We start from the raw sequence: 19,757 nt of genomic DNA on the forward strand, positions 1-19,757 counted from the left end.
CATCCACATGGGGCTACGCGGAGACGCCGCGATCGGAGGCTACGTCGAGCTGCCACCGGAACGGCTGAACAAGGCCACCCCGGCCCCGTTCACCCTGGGGCAGTGGGCGGAGTTGAGTGCGGCGGCACTGGCCGACACGGGCCTGCCGGGCGAACTCGTCAACGGCACCGTCAGCCCTGCTCGGCCTGCTCGCGCGCCCACCGGTAGTCGGCCTTGCCGGCCGGGCTGCGCACGATCGTCGACCGGAAGACGACGGCCTTGGGCAGCTTGTAGCGGGCCAGCGACCCACCCGCATGCTCGATGAGCTCGGCGGCCGTGATGGCGGCGTCCTCGGCGAGCGCCACCACGGCCACCACCTCCTGGCCCCAGCGTTCACTGGGCCGGCCCGCGACCACCACGTCGACCACACCCGGATGCGACGCAAGCGCTGTCTCGACCTCTTCGGCGAAGATCTTCTCCCCACCGGAGTTGATCGTAAAGATATGGGTGTCATCTACTCCCAGATGACCGGCGGGCCATGCGGTGTGCTGACTCCGAGGATCTGGTCGGTGCCTCCGGGCCAGCAACGGGCCCGCACCAAGAACTCGTGTGGTGAATCCGGGCTGCGTCGTTGGGGTTCAAGTGTCAGCCATACGAATGGGGCTGCGGTGTCGGCCTGCTCGGCAAGGCTGGCAACCCGGGCGTTGACCTGACGCTGCTCGAGCGCGCTCAGGTACTGCCAGGTCACCGAGTGCCACAAGACCGTGAGGGAGCCCCGAGCGATGCCCACTCTCTGGACAGCCTCGGCTGCCGGCGCCCGGTCCAGGCTCGCGGGGACGCGGCGGGCGATGCGGATCGCCGCCTCCAATCGGCGCAGCCGCACCGGCATATCCGGCCAGATATAGCTGAGCAGCGTGAGCCGGCCGTCGTCGTCGATGATGTCAACGGGCTCGATATCGAAGCCGTGACGCTCGACGATCCGCAGCTCGCTGTCCGGCGGCCTCCTGGCGAGCCACGCGTCGTCGATCACGACGGGCGAATTGGCCGGTCCCCACTGGCCTCCGGCGAACAGGTACCGGTAACAGTCGGCTCGCAGATTCAGTCCCGCGCTCGCACCGATCTCGAAAAGCCTTATTGGCAAAGGGAACTGGCGTAATAGGAACAGCAGTGCCCCGATCAGAGCTGCCGAGCGGCCGACCTCGTTGGTTTGCGGCGGATGTCCCAATGCCGACCGCAGCTCGCCGATCTGGCTTTGCGCGACGCCAACGACATCGGGCCAGGCGGACGCGGCGTCCCAGGCGCCGCCGACGCTGGGATACCAGCGGCGCAACCTCGGTGCGCGACCGTCGAGAACCAGCCGGTGTAGGCCACCGAGCAGCCGCAACGCCAACGCCGACGGCCCGGGATCGTCCTCATGACCGGCGAGCACCTCGGTGAACACCCCGTTGGCCGCGATGTCGTCGACAATCTGCGTCAGCAATTCCCCGTACATCGGCGAACCCAGCGCGCGGCAGGCGCCTGCCTGCTGGGCGAAGACCGCGGACAGGTGCTCATGTTTCACCAGGTGCCTCCATGTCGCCGCGTCAGTCCAGGCCACCGCGGATGGCGTCGAACGCCTGGCCGAGAACCTGTGGCAAGGCCAGTGACTCATCGCCCAGCCAGCGTTCGTAGGCGCTGAGCGCCACCCCCAGCATCATCCACGCCACCGTCTGCGGCCGCAGGTCATCGGAGCCAAGGCCCGCCCGGCGTGCCACGAACTCCGCGATGACATTGCGCCAGCCGGCGTACATCGTCATCGAATAGGCTTGCAGCTCATCGGTCTGCAGGATCACCCGCATCCGCCGCCGATGGCGCGCCGTCTCGCTTTCGTCGAAGGTGTTGAACGCCAACAGTGCCGCACGCAGTGCGTCACCGAGCGGCGCCGCGGGCGCGATACCGTCCAGCAGTTCCCGCAGCTGGTGCAGGTGCGCGTCGAAGTCGCCCCACGGGATGGCGTTCTTCGAGGCGTAGTACCGGAACACCGTGCGACGGCCGATGCCGGCGGCCTGCGCTACGTCGTCGACGCTGACCTCACCGAATCCTCGGGCGGCGAACAGGTCGATGGCCACGTCGGTGATGTGCGCAGGGGTGGTGGAGCGACGCCGCCCAGCGCGGGGGTGCGGATCCGGCATAGCGCCCATCTGGCAGCCCTACTTCCTTTACGGCACTCGATGCCATATTCTGTCCGAGATTGTGACCGACACGACAGTCCGTTGTCGAACCCCATGTGAGAAAGGCCTGCGTCATGGACCAGAACCAAAAGATCGATAGCTCCGCCGGAGCCGCTTCGTCGGCGACATCGAACTCAGAGATCGTCACCGAGACCCTGGTCGAAGAGGTGTCCATCGACGGCATGTGCGGCGTCTACTGACCATGCCGGAGGTCGCCGTGGCCTCGGAGGCAACAGCGTTCGACCCCGACCGCGGCTGGGGGCTGCACCCGCAGGTGGCGCTCCGTCCGGAGCCGTTTGGTGCGCTGCTGTACCACTTCGGTACCCGTAAATTGTCGTTCTTGAAGAACCGCACCATCGTTGAGGTGGTGCGGTCTCTTGCAGACCACGACGATGTCCGATCCGCCTGCCGCGCAGCCGGAGTCGACGATGCCGACCAGGGTCCTTACCTGCACGCCCTTGGCGTGTTGGCGGATTCAAAGATGCTGATGCCCAGGGAGGGCCAATGACATCCGTGGCACCGGTGCCCCGGCTTATCGAACAATTCGAGCACGGCCTTGACGCTCCGATCTGCTTGACGTGGGAGCTGACCTACGCCTGCAACCTGGCGTGCGTGCACTGCCTGTCGTCCTCGGGCAAGCGCGATCCGCGCGAGCTGTCGACGCAGCAATGCAAGGACATCATCGACGAGCTGGAACGCATGCAGGTGTTCTACGTCAATATCGGTGGCGGGGAACCCACTGTGCGCTCGGACTTTTGGGAGCTGGTGGACTACGCCACCGAGCACCACGTCGGCGTGAAGTTCTCCACCAACGGTCTGCGGATCACCCCCGAGGTGGCGACCAAGCTGGCGGCCAGCGACTACGTCGATGTCCAGATCTCCCTCGATGGTGCCACCGCTGAGGTCAACGATCCGATCCGCGGCTCCGGCTCGTTCGACATGGCGATCCGGGCGCTGGAGAACCTGGCCGCGGCCGGATTCTCCGACGCCAAGATCTCGGTCGTGGCAACCCGCCACAACATCGATCAGCTTGACGACTTTGCCGCGTTGGCCAGCCGCTACGGAGCCACGCTGCGCATCACCCGGCTGCGCCCATCGGGGCGAGGTGCCGACGTGTGGGACGACCTGCATCCGACCGCCGACCAGCAGGTCCAGCTCTACGACTGGCTGGTGGCCAACGGGGAGCGGGTGCTTACCGGTGACTCTTTCTTTCACCTGTCCGGACTGGGCGCGCCCGGCGCGCTGGCCGGGCTGAACATGTGTGGCGCCGGGCGGGTGGTGTGCCTCATCGACCCCGTGGGCGATGTCTACGCCTGCCCATTCGCCATCCACGACCGCTTCCTTGCCGGAAACGTGTTGTCCGACAGCGGTTTCGACAACGTCTGGAAGAATGCCCCGCTCTTTCGTGAACTGCGGGAACCGCAGTCCGCTGGAGCTTGCGGAAGCTGCGACCACTACGACAGCTGCCGGGGCGGCTGCATGGCCGCCAAATTCTTCACCGGCCTGCCGCTGGATGGCCCCGATCCAGAATGCGTCCAGGGCTACGGCGCACCCGCGCTGGCCGCCGACCGCAGCAAGCCGCGCCCGGCCGCGGACCATTCCCGCGGCAAGCCGATCACCACTGTGGTGCCGTTGACGCTGAACATGCGTCCGCCGGCCCGCCTCTGCAATGAAAGTCCAATCTGATCATGGCTCGTGATGTCTGGTTCGAAACCGTTGCTATTGCCCAGGAGCGAGCAAAAAAGCGGCTTCCGAAGTCTGCGTACTCTTCGCTGATCTCGGCCAGCGAAAAGGGCCTGACGGTCAGCGACAACGTGGCGGCGTTCAGCGAACTGGGATTCGCCCCGCACGTGGTAGGTGCGCCGGCCAGCCGTGAACTATCGACAACGGTTATGGGGCAAGAGATCTCGATGCCGGTGATGATCTCGCCGACCGGCGTGCAAGCGGTCGACCCGGATGGCGAGGTGGCCGTCGCGCGAGCGGCAGCGGCGCGCGGCACCGCGATGGGTCTCTCGTCGTTTGCCAGCAAGCCGATGGAAGAGGTCATCGCGGCCAACCCCAAGACCTTCTTTCAGATCTACTGGCTGGGCGGACGCGACGCCATCGCCGAGCGGGTGGAGCGCGCCCGGGCAGCGGGGGCCGTCGGAATGATCGCCACCACCGACTGGAGCTTCTCGCACGGGCGGGACTGGGGCAGCCCCACCATCCCGGAGAAGATGGACCTCAAGACGATGGTCAAGATGATGCCGGAGGCTCTCACCAGGCCGGGATGGTTCCTTCGGTGGGCCAAGACCATGCGTCCGCCGAGCCTGCGGGTGCCCAACCAAGCCGGTCGAGGCGAGGCCGGACCGCCGTTCTTCCAAGCCTATGGGGAATGGATGGGCACCCCGCCGCCGACCTGGGAAGACATCGCCTGGCTGCGTGAGCTGTGGGGCGGCCCGTTCATGCTCAAAGGCGTGATGCGGGTGGATGACGCGAAACGTGCTGTGGATGCCGGTGTTTCGGCGATCTCAGTCTCCAACCACGGCGGCAACAACCTGGACGGCACCCCGGCGGCGATCCGGGCTCTCCCGGCCATCGCCGAGGCGGTGGGCGACCAGATCGAGGTGTTGCTGGACGGTGGCATCCGACGGGGCAGCGACGTCGTCAAGGCGGTGGCGCTGGGTGCGCGTGCCGTGATGATCGGACGCGCCTACCTATGGGGGCTGGGCGCCGCCGGCCAACCCGGGGTGGAGAACGTCTTGGACATCCTTCGGGGCGGTATCGACTCGGCCCTGATGGGCCTCGGCCGGGCCTCGGTGCACGATCTGTCGACGGACGACATCCTGATTCCGGCCGGATTCGCCCGGGCGCTCGGCGTGCCCGCCGCCGAGGTTTAGTCGGGCGGCCCCGGTCCGCCGCTCGTCGGACGAGCGCGCCCACCTGCCAAATCAGGGTCAGTCCTGATACGCCCGTGGCGGACGGGACGGACGTGATCACGCGCGAGCATTCCGTGGCCCCGGGGCGAAAAATTTTCACCTGTCGTACTTGTCAACAACTGGTGTACGACAGGTGAATTCGCTTACCATCGTCCGATGGCGGTTGGCGGCGGGCTTGGTAGTTCGACCTGGAGCGAGCTGCAGAACCAGCTAGAGAGCCAACTGTCGGGGCTGGGAATGACGCTTCTGGTCCCGGTGGGGTCGACTGAGCAGCACGGCCCGCACCTACCGCTGGACACCGATACCCGGATCGCACAGGCGCTCGCCCAGGAGCTGGCCGAGCGGTCGGCCGGCGCCGGCACGGGGTACGGCTGGGCAGTCGCGCCGGCCATCGCCTACGGAGCCAGCGGCGAGCATCAGAGCTTTGCTGGAACCATCTCGATCGGCACCGGGGCGCTGATCCAGCTTCTCCTGGAGTACGGCCGCTCCGCCTGCTGCTGGGCGCAGCGGGTGGTCTTCGTAAACGGCCACGGCGGCAATGTGCCCGCATTGGGCGAGGCGGTACGCCGGCTGCGGTTTGAAGGCCGTGAGGTGGCCTGGCTTCCGTGTGCCGCCGCGGGCGCCGATGCCCATGCCGGTCACGCTGAAACATCTCTGCTGCTACATCTTTCGCCGGACAGTGTGAGGTTCGACCGGGTGCTGCCGGGCAACAGCGCCCCGTTGGCGCAGCTGCTGCCGGCGATGCGCGATGGCGGTGTCGCCGCAGTGAGCGCAGTCGGGGTGCTGGGTGATCCGACCACCGCCACCGCCGGCGAAGGGCAGCGACTCTTCGGCGAGATGGCCGATGCCGGCCTGGCGGCCATCGGCGCCTGGGCGCCCAGGCCGGACGGGATGCTGCGATGACCGCGGCTCGGCTGCCTGACGGGTTCGCCGTGCAGGTCGACCGGAAGGTGCGGGTCCTGGGGCGTGGATCGACGCTGTTGGGCGGTTCGCCGACCCGACTGCTCCGGTTGGCGCCGGCCGCCCAGGGGATGCTGTCCGACGGCCGTTTGGAAGTACACGACGCCGTCAGCGCACAACTGGCCCGTACCCTGCTCGACGCCACCGTTGCCCACCCGCGGCCGGCAGGCGGGCCATCGTATCGAGACGTGACAGTCGTTATCCCAGTGCGGGACAACATCGTTGGGCTGCAACGACTGCTGGAGACACTACGCGGTCTGCGTGTCGTGGTGGTGGATGACGGGTCGCAGGTCCCGATCCGCCAAGAAGACCTGACCGCAGCACACTGCTGCGAGGTTCAGGTCCTGCGCCACCCGGAGAGCCGGGGGCCGGCGGCCGCACGTAACACCGGGTTGATGGCCTGCACGACGGATTTCGTGGCGTTCCTGGATTCCGATGTGGTGCCGCGCCGGGGCTGGCTGGAGGCGCTGTTGGGGCACTTCTGCGACCCGGCCGTGGCACTGGTCGCTCCCCGCATCGTCGGTATGGCCGACAGCGGACACCTGATCGCGCGGTACGAGGCCATCCGTTCGTCGCTGGACCTGGGCTGCTGCGAGGCGCCGGTGGTGCCCTACGGCAAGGTCGCCTACGTCCCCAGTGCGGCGATCATCTGCCGCTCCGCGACGCTACGGGAGTTGGGCGGCTTCGACGAGGCACTGCATTCCGGCGAAGACGTCGACCTGTGCTGGCGCTTGGTGGACGCGGGCAGCAGGCTGCGTTACGAGCCGATTGCGCAGGTCGCCCACGATCATCGGGTAGAGCTACGGGACTGGGTGGCGCGCAAGGCTTTTTACGGGGGATCGGCAGCTCCGCTGTCGGCCCGTCCCCCGGACAAAGCCGCACCCATGGTGATCTCCGGGTGGGCGCTGGCGGGTTGGGCGCTGATGGCGCTCGGCTCGGCGTTGGGCTACCTGGTCTCGTTGGCGATCGCCGCGCTGACCGGACATCGGGTTGCCCGATCCATGCGAGGCCCAGACACCGCGCCGGCAGATGTACTGTTGGTGACGTTGCGTGGACTGGCGAGCGCCGGACTGCAGCTCGCCTCGGCCCTGTGTCGGCATTACTGGCCCGCCGCATTGCTGGCCGCGTGTCTGTCACAGCGATGCCGCAGGGCGCTCCTGCTGGCGGCGGTCGCCGACGGGGTGGTGGATTGGCTGCGGCACGCCCGTAGTGAAGACGATTCCCGTCCCCTGGGACTGCCTGCCTATCTGCTGCTCAAGCGGGTGGACGATCTGGCCTACGGCGCCGGCCTGTGGACCGGTGTGGTGCGCGAACGTAACCTTTCTGCACTCAAGCCGCAGATTGGCAGCTAGGTCGCCTTGACCGTTCGGGTGGTGCACAGCGATGCACTGGTGGTGGGGGCTGGAAGTGCGGGATCGATTGTCGCGGCGATGCTCTCGGCAGATCCTGCGTACCAGGTCACGGTACTGGAATCAGGTCCTGGCCCTGAGGATCCGGTTGTGGCTGCGCAGACCGCGGACGCTCTGACTTTACCGATCGGCCCTACCAGCACGCTGGTGCGTCGATACCGCTCCGAGTTGATCAGCAAGGCCGACAACGCGGTGACCATCGTGCGGGGTGCGACCTTCGGCGGCTCCGGCGCGGTCAACGGGGGGTATTTCTGCCGGGGGCTCCCGTCGGACTTCGCTGGATACCCCGCGGGTTGGACGTGGCCGCAGGTGCTGGAGTCATTTCGGGCCGTTGAGACTGACCTTGACTTCCAGGGCCCCCAACACGGCGACAGCGGCCCGATACCCGTTCGTCGCGTCCGGGAAATGTGTGATAGCGCAAAGCGATTCAATGATGCCGTGCAGCGATCAGGGTTCGGCTGGATCGATGACCTCAACGATGCGACGCTGGCGGGACAATCCGGCGCGGGCGCGGTGCCGCTCAACGTCACGGCCGACGGCGTGCGTACCGGACCGGGTATGGCGTTCCTGCGGCCCGCGCTGGCGCGGGACAATCTCACGGTGCTCACCCAGACCCGAGCGATACGGGTCGCCATCGAGGCAGATCGAGCCGTAGCAGTGCACGCGATCGGTGAGCAGGGCCCCGTCACGCTGACAGCAGACCGAATCATATTGTGCGCCGGGGCAATCGGATCAGCACATCTGTTGATGCTGTCCGGTGTAGGTGAAGAGGCGATGCTGCGCGATGCCGGCGTCGCGGTAAGGGCAGCGCTTCCGGTCGGCGCTCACTGCGCAGATCACCCGGAATGGCTGGTGGCAGCCCAATGGCCGGGTGCGCCGGGCCGGCCCGTGCTGGAGACGGTGCTGCACCATGACAACGTGGAGATCCGGCCCTACACCAGTGGTTTCGCCGCGATGGTCGGCGAGACCGACACACCCGATCAGCCGCAGATCGGGGTGGCGCTGATGACTCCGCAAGCTCGAGGTCGGATAAGCCTGGTCTCGGCGGACCCGCAGGTACTGCCTCGCATCGAACACCGCTATGACTCCGAGCCGGAAGATCTGGCGGCGTTGCAACGTGGAGTGGAGCTGGTCGAAGAGATAGTCGGAGTGAAAGACGTTGCTGCAGAGCCGCGCTGGTCGACATCACAACACCTGTGCGGTAGCGCGCCGATCGGCGGTGACGGCGATCAGGCAGCGGTGCTCGACGGGCAGTGCCGGGTGCGTGGCATCGACGGGCTGTGGGTGATCGACGGCTCGGCGCTGCCCCGGATCACCAGTCGCGGGCCGCACGCGACTATCGCGATGCTCGCGCACCGGGCTGTGACACTGCTGTCAGGTCAGGACCGCAGTCGGTAGCGGATCGGCAGGTGCTTGAGGCCGCCGACGAACGTCGTCGAAACCAGCAGTGGCTCGCCGGCCAGTTCGATGGCTTCCAGCCGCGGCAACAAGGCACTGAAGAAGCTGCTGATCTCCATGCGCGCCAAGGCGGATCCCACGCAGAAGTGCACGCCATGGCCGAAAGCCAGATGCTTATTGGGATCGCGCCCGACGTCGAAGGCGAACGGGTCATCGAACACGTCCTCGTCGCGGTTGGCCGAAACGTAGGACAGATAGACCGATTCGCCCTCGGCGATCGGCACGCCGCGTACCTCGGTGTCGGCGGTGGCGGTGCGCATGAATTCCTTGACCGGCGTCACCCAGCGGATGATCTCCTCGACCGCAGTCGGCATCAGGCGCAGGTCGGCGCGGAGCCGCTCGCGCTGCTGCGGATGTTCGATGAGTGCGCGCAGGCCGCCGCCGATCGCTGCGCTGGTGGTGTCGTGGCCGGCGGTGGCGATGATGACGTAGTAGGAGGCGGTGTCCACGTCCGACAGCGGCGCGCCGTCGATGGTTGCGTTGGCGATCGTGGAGGCCAGGTCCTCGGTGGGTTGTGCTCGCCGCGCCGCGGTGAGCGCCCCGAAGTAGGAGAAGAAGTCGAGCAGCACCGGCAGCTGCTCCTCGGGAGTCAAGCCGCGGCGGTACTCCTCGTCGTCGCCGCCGAACAGTTCCTGGGTCAGCCGCAGCATGCGGGGAAAGTCCGTTTCCGGCAGGCCCAGCAGTGACATGATGACGAACAGCGGGTAGTTGACCGCGACCTCCTGGACGAAGTCGCATTCCGGTCCGAGCTGCACCATTTTCTCGACGTATCGCTGGGCGAGCTCGTCAATGCGGGTCTTGAGCGTTCGCATCGCCTTGGGGCGGAACCAATCTGCGACGATTACGCGCATCTTGTGGTGTTGCGGATCGTCCATGTGGATCAGGGTCCGCAGGCCCATCCCCGACTCCAGCAAGGAGCGCTGCAGGTCGTCGGCGTCGGCGGGTGCCAGCAGTGGACGCGGTGCGTTGATCCACTGCTGGTTGTCGCGTTCGATCTCCATGATGTCGGCGTGCCGGGTGATGGCCCAGAACGGACGGTAGGGCCGACGATCGACCAGGGACACCGGTGCGTGGGCGCGCAGATGGGTCAGGGCCGCGTGCAGGCGGGGTTCGTCGGCGTAGGCGCGGGGGTCGACGAACACCTGCGCGGCCTGGTCGGTGATCGGTGCGCTCACACCCTGCTCCTAGTCCACATTTTGACACGTGTCAGGTTTGAGCTCAGTGTTGCGGATAGTCACCCGTCGTGGCGACGCTTTGGGCTGATCCGTCCCGATTAGGCTCTTCGGTCATGTCGATCGGATCGTGCCGCTGGGGTCGCAGGGTCGGTGCTGTCGTTCTGGCGCTGACTGCGGTGTTAGCGGCCGGGTGCGCGCCCTCCGACGGGGCGGCGTCGCACCCGAGCGTGGGTGCTCGTGCGGTTGCACTCAACGCCGATATTGTGCGGACCGGCTCCGGCCTGCTGAGGGGAACCGTCGGGCCGGATCACCGGCTGTTTCAAGGTATTCCATACGCCGCGCCGCCGGTTGGGCCGTTGCGGTGGCAACCGCCGGCGCCGATGCCGGCGTGGCCGGGCGTGCGTGACGCGGTCCGGCGCGGGCCTTGGTGCATCCAACCGGATGCCGCCGACGTCGATCCGATCAGCGAAGACTGCCTGACGCTCAACGTCTGGACGCCTACCGGCTCGGCTGCCGAGCCGCTGCCGGTCATGGTGTGGATCCACGGCGGCAGTTTCATGCGGGGGGCCGGTGACATCTACCACGCGCAACGGCTCGCCGTCCGCGGACGCATCATCGTCGTCACCATCAACTACCGGCTGGGCGCGCTGGGCTTCCTGGCCGACCCCGCACTGGGGGACCCCGGCAACTACGGCCTGGCCGACCAGCAGGCGGCGCTGCGTTGGGTTCGCGACAACATCGACGAATTCGGCGGTGACCCAGACAAAGTGACGATCGCCGGCGAGTCCGCCGGCGGCATGTCGGTCTGCGACCACCTGGTCGCACCGGACTCGGCTGGCCTGTTCCGGTCCGCGATCATCCAGAGCGGGCCGTGCCAGGCCCAGGTCGAGGTGCCAGAAGCGCAGCGGATCAGCCGCGAATACACCGACTCCCTGGGGTGTGGCGAGCGGGGCACGGCGCAGCAGGACCCTGATGAGCAGATCGCGTCGTGCCTGCGGGCGTTGCCACCGGACCGGCTGACCACGCCGCTGTGGTACTCGCGATTCGGCACGGATCACCTCAGCGGCCCGGTAGTCGGCGGCGCGCTGCTGCCCCAGGATCCGGTGCGGGTGTTCCGGGAGCCCCCGGGTAAGGGCGGCCCCGCGGGCAAGCCGGTGCTGCTCGGAGTCAACCGTGACGAGTTCACCATGTTCGTCGCGCTGCGCTATCTACGCGTCGGCCAGGAGATCACCGCCGGGGAATACCCCGACGAGCTCAGCGACACCTTCGGCCAGGACTCCGCCGCCGCGGTGGCCGAGCACTATCCGCCGGCCGGGTTCGACGGCAGCGTCTCGCTGGCCTACGCGGCCGCTGCGACTGACGACATCTTCGCCTGCCTGGCCGACCGGATGGCCCGCGGTCTGGCAGGCGGCGCCCCCGTCTACGGCTACGAATTCGACGACCCGCACGCGCCGGCCCCGGAGTTGTACGACCAGGTGCCGTTCCCGATCGGCGCCACTCACTCCCTGGAGATGCGCTATCTGTTCGACATCGGCGGCGCCCCGCCGCTGGACTCCGCCCAACGCAGGCTGTCCGACCAGATGATCGAGTACTGGACCGGGTTCGTGGTGACCGGTGCGCCGATCGCCGTCGACCAACCCGACTGGCCAGCGATCGGAACGGGGCCCGACCGGCGGTGGATGTCACTGCGCACCGACGGCAGTCGGATGATCACCGACTACGCCGCCGAGCACCAGTGCGACTTCTGGGCGACCATCCGCGGCTGACCTGTGCCCCCTCATGCGCCGAGCGTGTACTCAGTACGAAGAATCCCGAAATCTCGGACTCAGTACACGCTCGGCGGCGGAGCGGGCGGGTTCGGTAGCGATCAGGCCGGCGTGACCCAGGTGGTGATGTCGGCATGCACCACTTCGAGGCCGGCCTTGTCGGTGATGCTGACCGGCACCACGACCTCCGTACCTTCGGTGATCGCGCCGAAGTCCGGTGGGTCCAGCCGGGCGGTCGCCCGCAACGAAGTCGTCGCCTTGGCCAGATAGGCCACGTTCATGGCCTTGGGGATCCAGCGGTGGCTGCGCGGCACGGTGGCCTCCATCAACATCCCCATCGCGACTTCAGCCGCGTTGCAGGACGCGATCGCGTGCACGGTGTGCAGATGGTTGTAGACGAACGGCCACTTGGGCACCAGCACCTCGGCGAGCCCAGGCTCCATCCGGACCACGTGCGGCAGCACCGAGGCGAAGTAGGGGACCCGGGCCATCGCCGCGGCCGAGAACAGCCGGGTGCCGCCGGGGATGCCCGCCAGTCGTCGCCATGTTTGATAAGTACTGGTAGATCCGGTCACAACGACCTATCTTACCGGCAAGTAAGGTCGACTGCCGGGCGGCTCCGCGATTGCCGGTCCGAAGACCCGAGAGCGCTATCGCTGGGTTGATGCCGCGGTTCCAGCGTCGCCGCTCCTTCGTCGAGCCTCGCTGAACCGCGGGGATTTGGCCGCTGACCCGATCTGGGGCATACTATTCAGGTTCGCCTGCGCCGGGGTTGTCCCTGGCTGGGCATACGACCAGCGCCCACCCGGGCGCGTCCGGTCCCATTCTCGCTGTACGGAGCTTTTTCACCGTGCACGAGGCCGTGTGCGGGCGACACGCCCGACCGCGGGGACCGGTGGACCAGGACAGGTAAACAGCGGCGGTAGCGCCCAGCGCAGTGTCGACACCGGACCCACGGGTCCGAAACAGACGAGCTGGGGCACAAAGGGTTCGAAAAACGGACCCCCTTTGCAGGAGTGAGGTAGCAGAAGCGTGGCGGGACAAAAGATCCGCATCAGGCTCAAGGCCTACGACCACGAGGCGATTGACGCCTCGGCGCGCAAGATCGTTGAGACGGTCACTCGTACCGGTGCGTCCGTAGTCGGCCCGGTGCCGCTGCCGACCGAAAAGAACGTGTATTGCGTTATCCGGTCCCCGCACAAGTACAAGGACTCGCGGGAGCACTTCGAGATGCGCACCCACAAGCGGTTGATCGACATCCTCGATCCCACGCCGAAGACCGTTGACGCCTTGATGCGCATCGATCTGCCGGCCAGCGTCGACGTAAACATCCAGTAGGAGCACCGAAAACCATGGCACGCAAAGGTATTTTGGGTACCAAACTGGGCATGACGCAGGTGTTCGACGAGAACAACAAGGTCGTGCCGGTCACGGTCGTCAAGGCCGGGCCCAATGTGGTCACCCGCATCCGCACCCCCGAGCGCGACGGCTACAGCGCCGTGCAGCTCGCCTACGGCGAGATCAGCCCCCGCAAGGTGAACAAGCCGGTCACCGGTCAGTACGCCGCCGCGGGCGTCAACCCCCGCCGTCACCTCGCCGAGCTGCGTCTCGACGACGAGGCCGCTGCCGGCGCCTACGAGGTCGGCCAGGAGCTGACCGCTGAAATCTTCCAAGACGGCAGCTACGTCGACGTCACCGGAACCTCCAAGGGCAAGGGCTACGCCGGCACCATGAAGCGGCACGGCTTCCGCGGCCAGGGCGCCGGTCACGGCGCCCAGGCAGTGCACCGCCGGCCGGGTTCGATCGGTGGCTGCTCGACCCCCGGCCGGGTGTTCAAGGGCACCCGGATGTCGGGCCGGATGGGCAACGACCGCGTCACCACCCAGAACCTGGTGGTGCACAAGGTTGACGCCGAGAACGGTGTGCTGTTGATCAAGGGCGCCATTCCGGGCCGCAACGGTGGGCTGGTTCTGGTCCGCAGCGCGATCAAAAAGGGTGAGAAGTAATGGCCGGCATCAAGATTGACGTCAAGACTCCGGACGGCAAGTCCAGCGGCTCGGTTGAGCTGCCCGCCGAGCTGTTCGACGCTCCCGCCAACATCGCGCTCATGCACCAGGTGGTGATCGCTCAGTTGGCCGCGGCCCGTCAGGGTACGCACTCCACCAAGACCCGCGGTGAGGTCAGCGGCGGTGGCCGTAAGCCTTACCGGCAGAAGGGAACCGGCCGGGCCCGTCAGGGTTCGACCCGGGCGCCGCAGTTCACCGGTGGTGGCGTGGTGCACGGCCCCAAGCCGCGCGACTACAGCCAGCGCACCCCGAAGAAGATGATCGCCGCCGCCCTGCGCGGAGCGTTGTCGGACCGGGCGCGCAACGGCCGGATCCACGCGGTCACCGAGCTGGTGAGCGGACAGACCCCGTCGACCAAGGACGCCAAGACGTTCCTGGGCTCGATCACTGACCGCAAGCAGGTGCTGGTGGTCATCGGCCGGGCCGACGAGACGGGCGCCAAGAGCGTGCGCAACCTGCCGGGTGTGCACATCCTGTCCCCGGACCAGCTCAACACCCACGATGTGCTGCGTGCCGACGACGTGGTGTTCAGCGTCGAGGCCTTGAACGCCTACATCGCTGGAAACGCAGCGCACACCACCGCTCAGGAGGTTTCGGCCTGATGGCGACCATCACCGACCCCCGCGACATCATCCTCGCGCCGGTCATCTCCGAGAAGTCCTACGGGCTGATCGAGAACAACGTGTACACGTTCGTGGTGCGACCCGACACGAACAAGACGCAGATCAAGATCGCGATCGAGAAGATCTTCGCGGTCAAGGTTGCGTCGGTGAACACCGCGAACCGGCCGGGCAAGCGCAAGCGGTCCAAGACCGGCTACGGCAAGCGCAAAGACACCAAGCGCGCCATTGTGACTCTGGCGCCCGGCAGCAAGCCGATCGACCTGTTCGCCGCACCGGCCTGACCGGCGTGAGAGAGAGATCTAACTGACATGGGAATCCGCAAGTACAAGCCGACGACCCCCGGTCGTCGCGGTGCCAGCGTCTCCGATTTCGCTGAGCTCACCCGCTCTCATCCGGAGAAGTCGCTGGTTCGGCCGCTGCACGGCCACGGTGGGCGTAACGCCCACGGCCGGATCACCACCCGGCACAAGGGTGGCGGTCACAAGCGTGCCTACCGCGTGATCGACTTCCGTCGGCACGACAAGGACGGCGTCAACGCGAAGGTCGCGCACATCGAGTACGACCCGAACCGCACCGCCCGCATCGCGCTGTTGCACTACCTGGACGGCGAGAAGCGCTACATCATCGCCCCGCAGGGTCTGTCGCAGGGCGACGTGGTCGAGTCGGGCGCCAACGCCGACATCAAGCCCGGCAACAACCTGCCGCTGCGCAACATCCCCGCGGGCACCCTGGTGCACGCGGTGGAGCTGCGTCCCGGTGGTGGCGCCAAGATGGCCCGCTCCGCTGGCTCCAGCATTCAGCTGCTGGGTAAGGAAGGCGCCTACGCCTCGCTGCGTATGCCCTCCGGTGAGATCCGCCGCGTCGACGTGCGCTGCCGCGCCACCGTCGGCGAGGTGGGCAACGCCGAGCAGGCCAACATCAACTGGGGCAAGGCCGGCCGTATGCGGTGGAAGGGCAAGCGCCCGACCGTCCGTGGTGTGGTCATGAACCCGGTGGACCACCCGCACGGTGGTGGTGAGGGCAAGACCTCCGGCGGCCGGCACCCGGTCAGCCCGTGGGGCAAGCCGGAGGGTCGCACCCGCCGGCCGAACAAGCCCAGCGACAAGCTCATCGTCCGACGCCGGCGCACCGGCAAGAAGCGCTAGGAATCGGAGGGAAAGCGATGCCACGCAGCCTCAAGAAGGGTCCGTTCGTCGACGAGCATGTGCTCAAGAAGGTCGACGTTCAGAACGAGAAGAACACCAAGCAGGTCATCAAGACCTGGTCACGTCGGTCGACGATCATCCCGGACTTCATCGGGCACACGTTCGCCGTTCACGACGGCCGCAAGCACGTCCCGGTATTCGTCACCGAGTCGATGGTCGGGCACAAGCTCGGCGAATTTGCTCCGACGCGCACCTTCAAGGGACACATCAAAGACGACCGGAAGGCTAAGCGCCGGTGAGCGTTACGACTGAATTCCCGTCCGCTGTCGCCAAGGCCCGCCATGTGGGTATCTCGGCCAGCAAAGCCCGCCGGGTGATCAACCTGGTCCGTGGCAAGTCGGTGTCCGAGGCATTGGACATCCTGCGCTGGGCACCGCAGCAGGCCAGCCTGCCGGTGGCCAAGGTCATCGCCAGCGCGGCTGCCAACGCCCAGAACAACGACGGCCTGGACCCGTCCACCCTCGTGGTGGCCTCCGTCTTCGCCGACGAGGGCCCGACCGCCAAGCGGATCAAGCCGCGCGCCCAGGGGCGTGCGTACCGGATCCGTCGGCGCACCAGCCACATCACTGTGGTGGTGGAGAGCCGGCCGTCCACCGGTGGCGGCTCGGCACAGTCCGCCAGCGCTGCGCGGGCGCGTCGTGCGCAGGGCAGCAAGGCCGCCTCCCAGCAGGCGGGCGCGACGGCCCCGGCCAAGAAGGCTTCGGCGGCCAAGGCGACCGAGAAGGCGCCGGCCAAGAAGGCTTCCGCAGCCAAGGCTGCCGAGAAGACGACTGAGAAAGCGGCGGCGAAGAAGGCGCCCGCCAAGAAGGCGGCAACCAAGAAGGCGCCTGAGACGTCCGACGCGAAGGAGGGCTCGGAGTAATGGGCCAGAAGATCAACCCGCACGGCTTCCGGCTCGGGATCACCACCGACTGGAAGTCGCGGTGGTACGCCGACAAGCAGTACGCGGACTACGTCAAGGAAGACGTGGCGATCCGCCGGCTGCTCTCGAGTGGCCTCGAGCGCGCCGGTATCGCCGACGTCGAGATCGAGCGCACCCGGGACCGGGTCCGCGTCGACATCCACACGGCTCGTCCGGGCATCGTCATCGGCCGCCGCGGCACCGAGGCCGACCGGATCCGTGCCGACCTGGAGAAGCTGACCGGCAAGCAGGTGCAGCTGAACATCCTCGAGGTCAAGAACCCCGAGTCGACGGCGCAGCTGGTTGCCCAGGGCGTCGCCGAGCAGCTGAGCAACCGTGTGGCGTTCCGTCGCGCGATGCGCAAGGCGATCCAGTCGGCGATGCGTCAGCCCAACGTGAAGGGCATCCGGGTGCAGTGCTCGGGCCGCCTCGGCGGTGCTGAGATGAGCCGCTCGGAGTTCTACCGCGAGGGTCGGGTGCCGCTGCACACGCTGCGGGCCGACATCGACTACGGGCTGTACGAGGCGAAGACCACCTTCGGCCGGATCGGCGTGAAGGTCTGGATCTACAAGGGCGACATCGTCGGTGGCAAGCGCGAGCTGTCCGCTGCCGCACCGTCGGCCGACCGTCCGCGCCGGGAGCGCCCGACGGGCACCCGCCCGCGCCGCAGCGGCGCCTCGGGTACCACCGCGACCAGCACCGACGCCGGGCGGGCCGCTGAGAGCACTGAGAACGCCGCTGCTGGCGAAACGGTCCAGGAAAGCGCAGTGACCGCGGAGCCGCAGGCAACGCAGAGCACGGAGAGCTAATCATGTTGATTCCCCGTAAGGTCAAGCACCGCAAGCAGCACCACCCCAAGCAGCGCGGTATCGCCAGCGGCGGCACCGCGGTGACGTTCGGTGAGTACGGCATCCAGGCACTGGAGCACGCCTACGTCACCAACCGGCAGATCGAGTCGGCTCGTATCGCCATCAACCGGCACATCAAGCGTGGCGGCAAGGTGTGGATCAACATCTTCCCGGACCGTCCGCTGACCAAGAAGCCCGCCGAGACCCGGATGGGTTCCGGTAAGGGTTCGCCGGAATGGTGGGTCGCCAACGTCAAGCCGGGCCGGGTGCTGTTCGAGCTGAGCTACCCGAATGAGGCCATTGCCCGCGCCGCACTGACCCGGGCGATCCACAAGCTGCCGATCAAGGCGCGCATCGTGACCCGAGAGGAGCAGTTCTGATGGCAGTGGGAGTTACCGCTGGCGAACTGCGCGAGCTTAACGGCGACGAGCTCGTCGAGCAGTTGCGCGAGTCCAAAGAAGAGCTGTTCAACCTGCGTTTCCAGATGGCGACCGGGCAGCTCACCAACAACCGTCGGCTCCGCACGGTGCGCCACCAGATTGCGCGCATCTACACCGTGTTGCGCGAACGGGAACTGGGCCTGGCGTCCGGTCCCGCTGGTTCTGAAGGCGAGGCATCGTAATGGCACAGGCTGCAAAGGCTAACGCCGCGGAGAAGGGTGCCAAGCACACCCCGCGCACGGAGACGGTGCGGGGCCGCCGCAAGACCCAGATCGGCTACGTGGTCAGCGACAAGATGGAGAAGACCATCGTCGTCGAGCTCGAAGACCGTGTCCGGCACCCGCTGTACGGCAAGATCATCCGGACCACCAAGAAGGTCAAGGCGCACGACGAGAACAACACGGCCGGCATCGGCGACCGCGTGTCGCTGATGGAGACTCGTCCGTTGTCGGCGTCGAAGCGCTGGCGCCTGGTCGAGATCCTGGAGAAGGCCAAGTAGTAGTAGTTACGCCGGGACCCGGACGCGCGACACAGTTCGCTGCGGACCGGGTCCTAGCGCTATCTGCAGTGAATCCTGGGCGCTGAGGGATCGCGCCGGCACCGCCAGGGTGCGTTGTGTCGGCGTCGGCAGGCTGGTCCGCAACGCCGTCAATTGGCGGCCGTTGAGACGGTTGAGTCCGGCCGAGGTGTTCCGGCGCAATCTGCTCGCGGTGTGGTAGCGCACCAGCACCGCGACGTCGGTGTTGCGCTGACGCGGCGTCAGGCGGACCGTGACCGCGGTCGTGTCGGTCTCCGGCAGCCACAGCCGTTCGAGATTTTCGGTGGAGATGTCGCGCGGCGACATCCAGAACGTGGCCGCGAAGTGCTTGGGTCCCTTGTGCTCCTTCTGTTTGAGTCGGCGGCGACGTCGGCGGAGCTGGGTCGGCTGCAGGCCTGCTAGGAGGGCCGCGTCGACCGGGTCGAACTCGTCGGCCGACAGGATGCGAGCATCCAGGTGACGTTCGCACAGGTCGCGTGCCAGTCGTTCGGTGGCTACGGCCAGTGTCGCGGCGACCGAATCGCGAACCGCCACCGCCTCGGCGTTGTGCATCGGATCCATCCGCAGGATCACCCAGTTGTCCTGTAGCCCGAGGGAGTCGCACGTTCGTACCGACACGATGTCGATCCCGTCCAGGCGTACGTCGAACTGTCGCAGGCCGGCGGCGACGAGTCCAACGGGCAGCGTCGGTGCCGGCGCAGGGACGCGGCGATGCCGCCCGGCCGCTTCGGCGGGGCCAGCGGTTATGGCGATCACCGACACGAGTCGGCCGCGGTATTCGCGCACTCCGACCACGTCGCGACTGTAGCGACGGCGGTGGTCGAAACCGCGAGTGCAGCCTTCGGTGAGAAAGGCCGCAGGGGTGGCGAAGCGATCGAACAGCCGCGCCAGCACGATTGCCGTGAGCGGGACCCGGCGGTGGGTGATCAACGCGGCCGTGGTGAGCACTGCGGCAACACCGACCGCCGGCCACCATGCGCGCTCGGTGGTCCCGAACTGGGCCGGCCAATGACCGGCTATCCACAAGATGCCGATATCGATCAGAAACACCGTGGTCACGCGTAACCACGACAGATTGAGCCCCAACGAATGTTGCGCCCTCATCGATATGTCCATCTCATGGTTTCCCCCCAGAACTTCCATGAAGTGTGCGGTGACCGGGCTACCCGCTCCGCGTGCGAGCCAAACATCCGCCGGCGGCAAAGGCTGCCGCATCGGCAGCGGGCCGGTAGTGTCTCATCCGTTCCGGGGGCCGACGACG

24 protein-coding genes and 2 pseudogenes are annotated in these 19,757 nt (G+C 67.2%); 20 read left to right on the plus strand and 6 right to left on the minus strand.

The annotated features are described in order from the left end of the window. Positions 1-7: 7 nt before the first annotated feature. A pseudogene (locus BN4346_RS29655) lies at positions 8-175 on the plus strand (thiolase family protein); the annotation flags it as partial. On the opposite strand, the pseudogene BN4346_RS29660 reads toward BN4346_RS29655, so the two are convergent. From BN4346_RS29660 to mftR, 3 genes and pseudogenes are all read right to left on the minus strand, one after another. Then, positions 171-476 (minus strand): annotated as a pseudogene (locus BN4346_RS29660) (AMP-binding enzyme); the annotation flags it as partial. The pseudogenes BN4346_RS29655 and BN4346_RS29660 sit on opposite strands and share 5 nt — an antisense overlap. A 17-nt stretch (positions 477-493) precedes the next feature. Next, a complete protein-coding gene (locus tag BN4346_RS29665) occupies positions 494-1,543 on the minus strand; it encodes a DUF2332 domain-containing protein (RefSeq protein ID WP_407695126.1) in 1,050 nt (349 codons plus the stop codon). 19 nt (positions 1,544-1,562) lie between these two features. After that, positions 1,563-2,150 carry a mycofactocin system transcriptional regulator gene (gene mftR / locus BN4346_RS29670; protein WP_208863277.1) on the minus strand — a complete coding sequence of 196 codons (588 nt, stop codon included), beginning with the start codon at positions 2,148-2,150 and terminating at the stop codon, positions 1,563-1,565. 113 nt (positions 2,151-2,263) lie between these two features. On the opposite strand from mftR, the gene mftA reads away from it, so the two are divergent. From mftA to mftG, 7 genes are all read left to right on the plus strand, one after another. Beyond that, positions 2,264-2,389, plus strand: a complete 126-nt coding sequence (mftA, locus tag BN4346_RS29675; protein ID WP_067969729.1) for a mycofactocin precursor MftA — start codon at positions 2,264-2,266, stop codon at positions 2,387-2,389. A 2-nt stretch (positions 2,390-2,391) separates the two neighbouring features. After that, positions 2,392-2,697, plus strand: coding sequence for a mycofactocin biosynthesis chaperone MftB (gene mftB / locus BN4346_RS29680; protein ID WP_067969733.1), 306 nt, complete (start codon positions 2,392-2,394; stop codon positions 2,695-2,697). Then, positions 2,694-3,875: a mycofactocin radical SAM maturase gene (mftC, locus tag BN4346_RS29685; RefSeq protein ID WP_067969736.1), complete on the plus strand. Its 1,182-nt coding sequence runs from the start codon at positions 2,694-2,696 to the stop codon at positions 3,873-3,875. Before mftB ends, mftC begins: the two co-directional genes overlap by 4 nt. Before the next feature lie 2 nt (positions 3,876-3,877). Beyond that, positions 3,878-5,068: a pre-mycofactocin synthase MftD gene (gene mftD, locus BN4346_RS29690; RefSeq protein WP_067969740.1), complete on the plus strand. Its 1,191-nt coding sequence runs from the start codon at positions 3,878-3,880 to the stop codon at positions 5,066-5,068. A gap of 195 nt (positions 5,069-5,263) precedes the next feature. Beyond that, the gene (gene mftE, locus BN4346_RS29695; protein WP_067969743.1) at positions 5,264-6,010 is read left to right on the plus strand and encodes a mycofactocin biosynthesis peptidyl-dipeptidase MftE; all 747 of its coding nucleotides are present in this window, start codon (positions 5,264-5,266) and stop codon (positions 6,008-6,010) included. Next, complete coding sequence (gene mftF / locus BN4346_RS29700; RefSeq protein WP_067969745.1) at positions 6,007-7,419, plus strand: mycofactocin biosynthesis glycosyltransferase MftF; 1,413 nt, start codon at positions 6,007-6,009, stop codon at positions 7,417-7,419. Before mftE ends, mftF begins: the two co-directional genes overlap by 4 nt. A 6-nt stretch (positions 7,420-7,425) precedes the next feature. Further along, positions 7,426-8,874 (plus strand): mycofactocin dehydrogenase MftG, encoded by a 1,449-nt coding sequence (gene mftG / locus BN4346_RS29705; RefSeq protein WP_067969748.1) that lies wholly within the window; start codon positions 7,426-7,428, stop codon positions 8,872-8,874. Here mftG and BN4346_RS29710 read toward each other — a convergent pair. After that, the gene (locus BN4346_RS29710) at positions 8,856-10,109 is read right to left on the minus strand and encodes a cytochrome P450 (RefSeq protein WP_067969751.1); all 1,254 of its coding nucleotides are present in this window, start codon (positions 10,107-10,109) and stop codon (positions 8,856-8,858) included. The genes mftG and BN4346_RS29710 overlap by 19 nt on opposite strands. 113 nt (positions 10,110-10,222) lie before the next feature. Between BN4346_RS29710 and BN4346_RS29715 the strand changes: the two genes are divergently transcribed. Further along, positions 10,223-11,875, plus strand: a complete 1,653-nt coding sequence (locus BN4346_RS29715) for a carboxylesterase/lipase family protein (RefSeq protein ID WP_067969754.1) — start codon at positions 10,223-10,225, stop codon at positions 11,873-11,875. 101 nt (positions 11,876-11,976) lie between these two features. Here BN4346_RS29715 and BN4346_RS29720 read toward each other — a convergent pair whose 3' ends face one another. Beyond that, positions 11,977-12,450 carry a hotdog fold domain-containing protein gene (locus BN4346_RS29720; protein ID WP_067969757.1) on the minus strand — a complete coding sequence of 158 codons (474 nt, stop codon included), beginning with the start codon at positions 12,448-12,450 and terminating at the stop codon, positions 11,977-11,979. Positions 12,451-12,907: 457 nt separating this feature from the next. Between BN4346_RS29720 and rpsJ the strand changes: the two genes are divergently transcribed. From rpsJ to rpsQ, 11 genes are read left to right on the plus strand one after another with little or no spacing between them, the layout of a single operon-like run. Continuing rightward, the gene (gene rpsJ, locus BN4346_RS29730) at positions 12,908-13,213 is read left to right on the plus strand and encodes a 30S ribosomal protein S10 (RefSeq protein ID WP_003883485.1); all 306 of its coding nucleotides are present in this window, start codon (positions 12,908-12,910) and stop codon (positions 13,211-13,213) included. Between the two features lie 14 nt (positions 13,214-13,227). After that, complete coding sequence (rplC, locus tag BN4346_RS29735; protein WP_067969760.1) at positions 13,228-13,881, plus strand: 50S ribosomal protein L3; 654 nt, start codon at positions 13,228-13,230, stop codon at positions 13,879-13,881. Next, positions 13,881-14,543, plus strand: a complete 663-nt coding sequence (gene rplD, locus BN4346_RS29740; RefSeq protein ID WP_067969764.1) for a 50S ribosomal protein L4 — start codon at positions 13,881-13,883, stop codon at positions 14,541-14,543. The genes rplC and rplD overlap by 1 nt, the downstream gene beginning before the upstream one ends. Further along, entirely contained in the window at positions 14,543-14,845 is a 303-nt protein-coding gene (gene rplW / locus BN4346_RS29745; RefSeq protein WP_046188185.1) for a 50S ribosomal protein L23, read from the plus strand. Before rplD ends, rplW begins: the two co-directional genes overlap by 1 nt. A 27-nt stretch (positions 14,846-14,872) precedes the next feature. Then, on the plus strand, positions 14,873-15,709 hold the full coding sequence (gene rplB, locus BN4346_RS29750) for a 50S ribosomal protein L2 (protein ID WP_067969766.1): 837 nt from the start codon (positions 14,873-14,875) through the stop codon (positions 15,707-15,709). Positions 15,710-15,726: 17 nt separating this feature from the next. Then, positions 15,727-16,008, plus strand: coding sequence for a 30S ribosomal protein S19 (gene rpsS / locus BN4346_RS29755; protein WP_024440412.1), 282 nt, complete (start codon positions 15,727-15,729; stop codon positions 16,006-16,008). Then, positions 16,005-16,631, plus strand: coding sequence for a 50S ribosomal protein L22 (gene rplV / locus BN4346_RS29760; protein ID WP_067969769.1), 627 nt, complete (start codon positions 16,005-16,007; stop codon positions 16,629-16,631). The genes rpsS and rplV overlap by 4 nt, the downstream gene beginning before the upstream one ends. Next, positions 16,631-17,479: a 30S ribosomal protein S3 gene (rpsC, locus tag BN4346_RS29765; protein ID WP_067969772.1), complete on the plus strand. Its 849-nt coding sequence runs from the start codon at positions 16,631-16,633 to the stop codon at positions 17,477-17,479. Before rplV ends, rpsC begins: the two co-directional genes overlap by 1 nt. Positions 17,480-17,481: 2 nt before the next feature. Beyond that, complete coding sequence (rplP, locus tag BN4346_RS29770; RefSeq protein ID WP_024440409.1) at positions 17,482-17,898, plus strand: 50S ribosomal protein L16; 417 nt, start codon at positions 17,482-17,484, stop codon at positions 17,896-17,898. Next, positions 17,898-18,140: a 50S ribosomal protein L29 gene (gene rpmC, locus BN4346_RS29775; RefSeq protein ID WP_024440408.1), complete on the plus strand. Its 243-nt coding sequence runs from the start codon at positions 17,898-17,900 to the stop codon at positions 18,138-18,140. Before rplP ends, rpmC begins: the two co-directional genes overlap by 1 nt. Further along, entirely contained in the window at positions 18,140-18,457 is a 318-nt protein-coding gene (gene rpsQ, locus BN4346_RS29780) for a 30S ribosomal protein S17 (RefSeq protein ID WP_067969775.1), read from the plus strand. The genes rpmC and rpsQ overlap by 1 nt, the downstream gene beginning before the upstream one ends. Before the next feature lie 6 nt (positions 18,458-18,463). On the opposite strand, the gene eccE is transcribed toward rpsQ, so the two are convergent. Further along, positions 18,464-19,600: a type VII secretion protein EccE gene (eccE, locus tag BN4346_RS29785; protein ID WP_067970009.1), complete on the minus strand. Its 1,137-nt coding sequence runs from the start codon at positions 19,598-19,600 to the stop codon at positions 18,464-18,466. Between the last annotated feature and the right edge of the window lie 157 nt (positions 19,601-19,757).

Source organism: Mycolicibacter icosiumassiliensis, from assembly GCF_900078685.2.
In the GTDB taxonomy this organism is placed as follows: Bacteria; Actinomycetota; Actinomycetes; order Mycobacteriales; family Mycobacteriaceae; genus Mycobacterium; species Mycobacterium icosiumassiliensis.

What these genes read in the sequence shown, in the direction of transcription:
- rpsC (WP_067969772.1), top strand. Translation starts at nt 16,631, where the DNA reads ATGGGCCAGAAGATCAACCCGCACGGCTTCCGGCTCGGGATCACCACC.
- mftB (WP_067969733.1), top strand. Translation starts at nt 2,392, where the DNA reads ATGCCGGAGGTCGCCGTGGCCTCGGAGGCAACAGCGTTCGACCCCGAC.
- rplP (WP_024440409.1), top strand. Translation starts at nt 17,482, where the DNA reads ATGTTGATTCCCCGTAAGGTCAAGCACCGCAAGCAGCACCACCCCAAG.
- rplD (WP_067969764.1), top strand. Translation starts at nt 13,881, where the DNA reads ATGGCCGGCATCAAGATTGACGTCAAGACTCCGGACGGCAAGTCCAGC.
- rplB (WP_067969766.1), top strand. Translation starts at nt 14,873, where the DNA reads ATGGGAATCCGCAAGTACAAGCCGACGACCCCCGGTCGTCGCGGTGCC.
- rpsS (WP_024440412.1), top strand. Translation starts at nt 15,727, where the DNA reads ATGCCACGCAGCCTCAAGAAGGGTCCGTTCGTCGACGAGCATGTGCTC.
- mftR (WP_208863277.1), bottom strand. Translation starts at nt 2,150, where the DNA reads ATGCCGGATCCGCACCCCCGCGCTGGGCGGCGTCGCTCCACCACCCCT.
- mftD (WP_067969740.1), top strand. Translation starts at nt 3,878, where the DNA reads ATGGCTCGTGATGTCTGGTTCGAAACCGTTGCTATTGCCCAGGAGCGA.
- eccE (WP_067970009.1), bottom strand. Translation starts at nt 19,600, where the DNA reads ATGAGGGCGCAACATTCGTTGGGGCTCAATCTGTCGTGGTTACGCGTG.
- mftA (WP_067969729.1), top strand. Translation starts at nt 2,264, where the DNA reads ATGGACCAGAACCAAAAGATCGATAGCTCCGCCGGAGCCGCTTCGTCG.
- rpsQ (WP_067969775.1), top strand. Translation starts at nt 18,140, where the DNA reads ATGGCACAGGCTGCAAAGGCTAACGCCGCGGAGAAGGGTGCCAAGCAC.
- BN4346_RS29715 (WP_067969754.1), top strand. Translation starts at nt 10,223, where the DNA reads ATGTCGATCGGATCGTGCCGCTGGGGTCGCAGGGTCGGTGCTGTCGTT.
- rplW (WP_046188185.1), top strand. Translation starts at nt 14,543, where the DNA reads ATGGCGACCATCACCGACCCCCGCGACATCATCCTCGCGCCGGTCATC.
- rpmC (WP_024440408.1), top strand. Translation starts at nt 17,898, where the DNA reads ATGGCAGTGGGAGTTACCGCTGGCGAACTGCGCGAGCTTAACGGCGAC.
- mftF (WP_067969745.1), top strand. Translation starts at nt 6,007, where the DNA reads ATGACCGCGGCTCGGCTGCCTGACGGGTTCGCCGTGCAGGTCGACCGG.
- mftE (WP_067969743.1), top strand. Translation starts at nt 5,264, where the DNA reads ATGGCGGTTGGCGGCGGGCTTGGTAGTTCGACCTGGAGCGAGCTGCAG.
- rplC (WP_067969760.1), top strand. Translation starts at nt 13,228, where the DNA reads ATGGCACGCAAAGGTATTTTGGGTACCAAACTGGGCATGACGCAGGTG.
- mftC (WP_067969736.1), top strand. Translation starts at nt 2,694, where the DNA reads ATGACATCCGTGGCACCGGTGCCCCGGCTTATCGAACAATTCGAGCAC.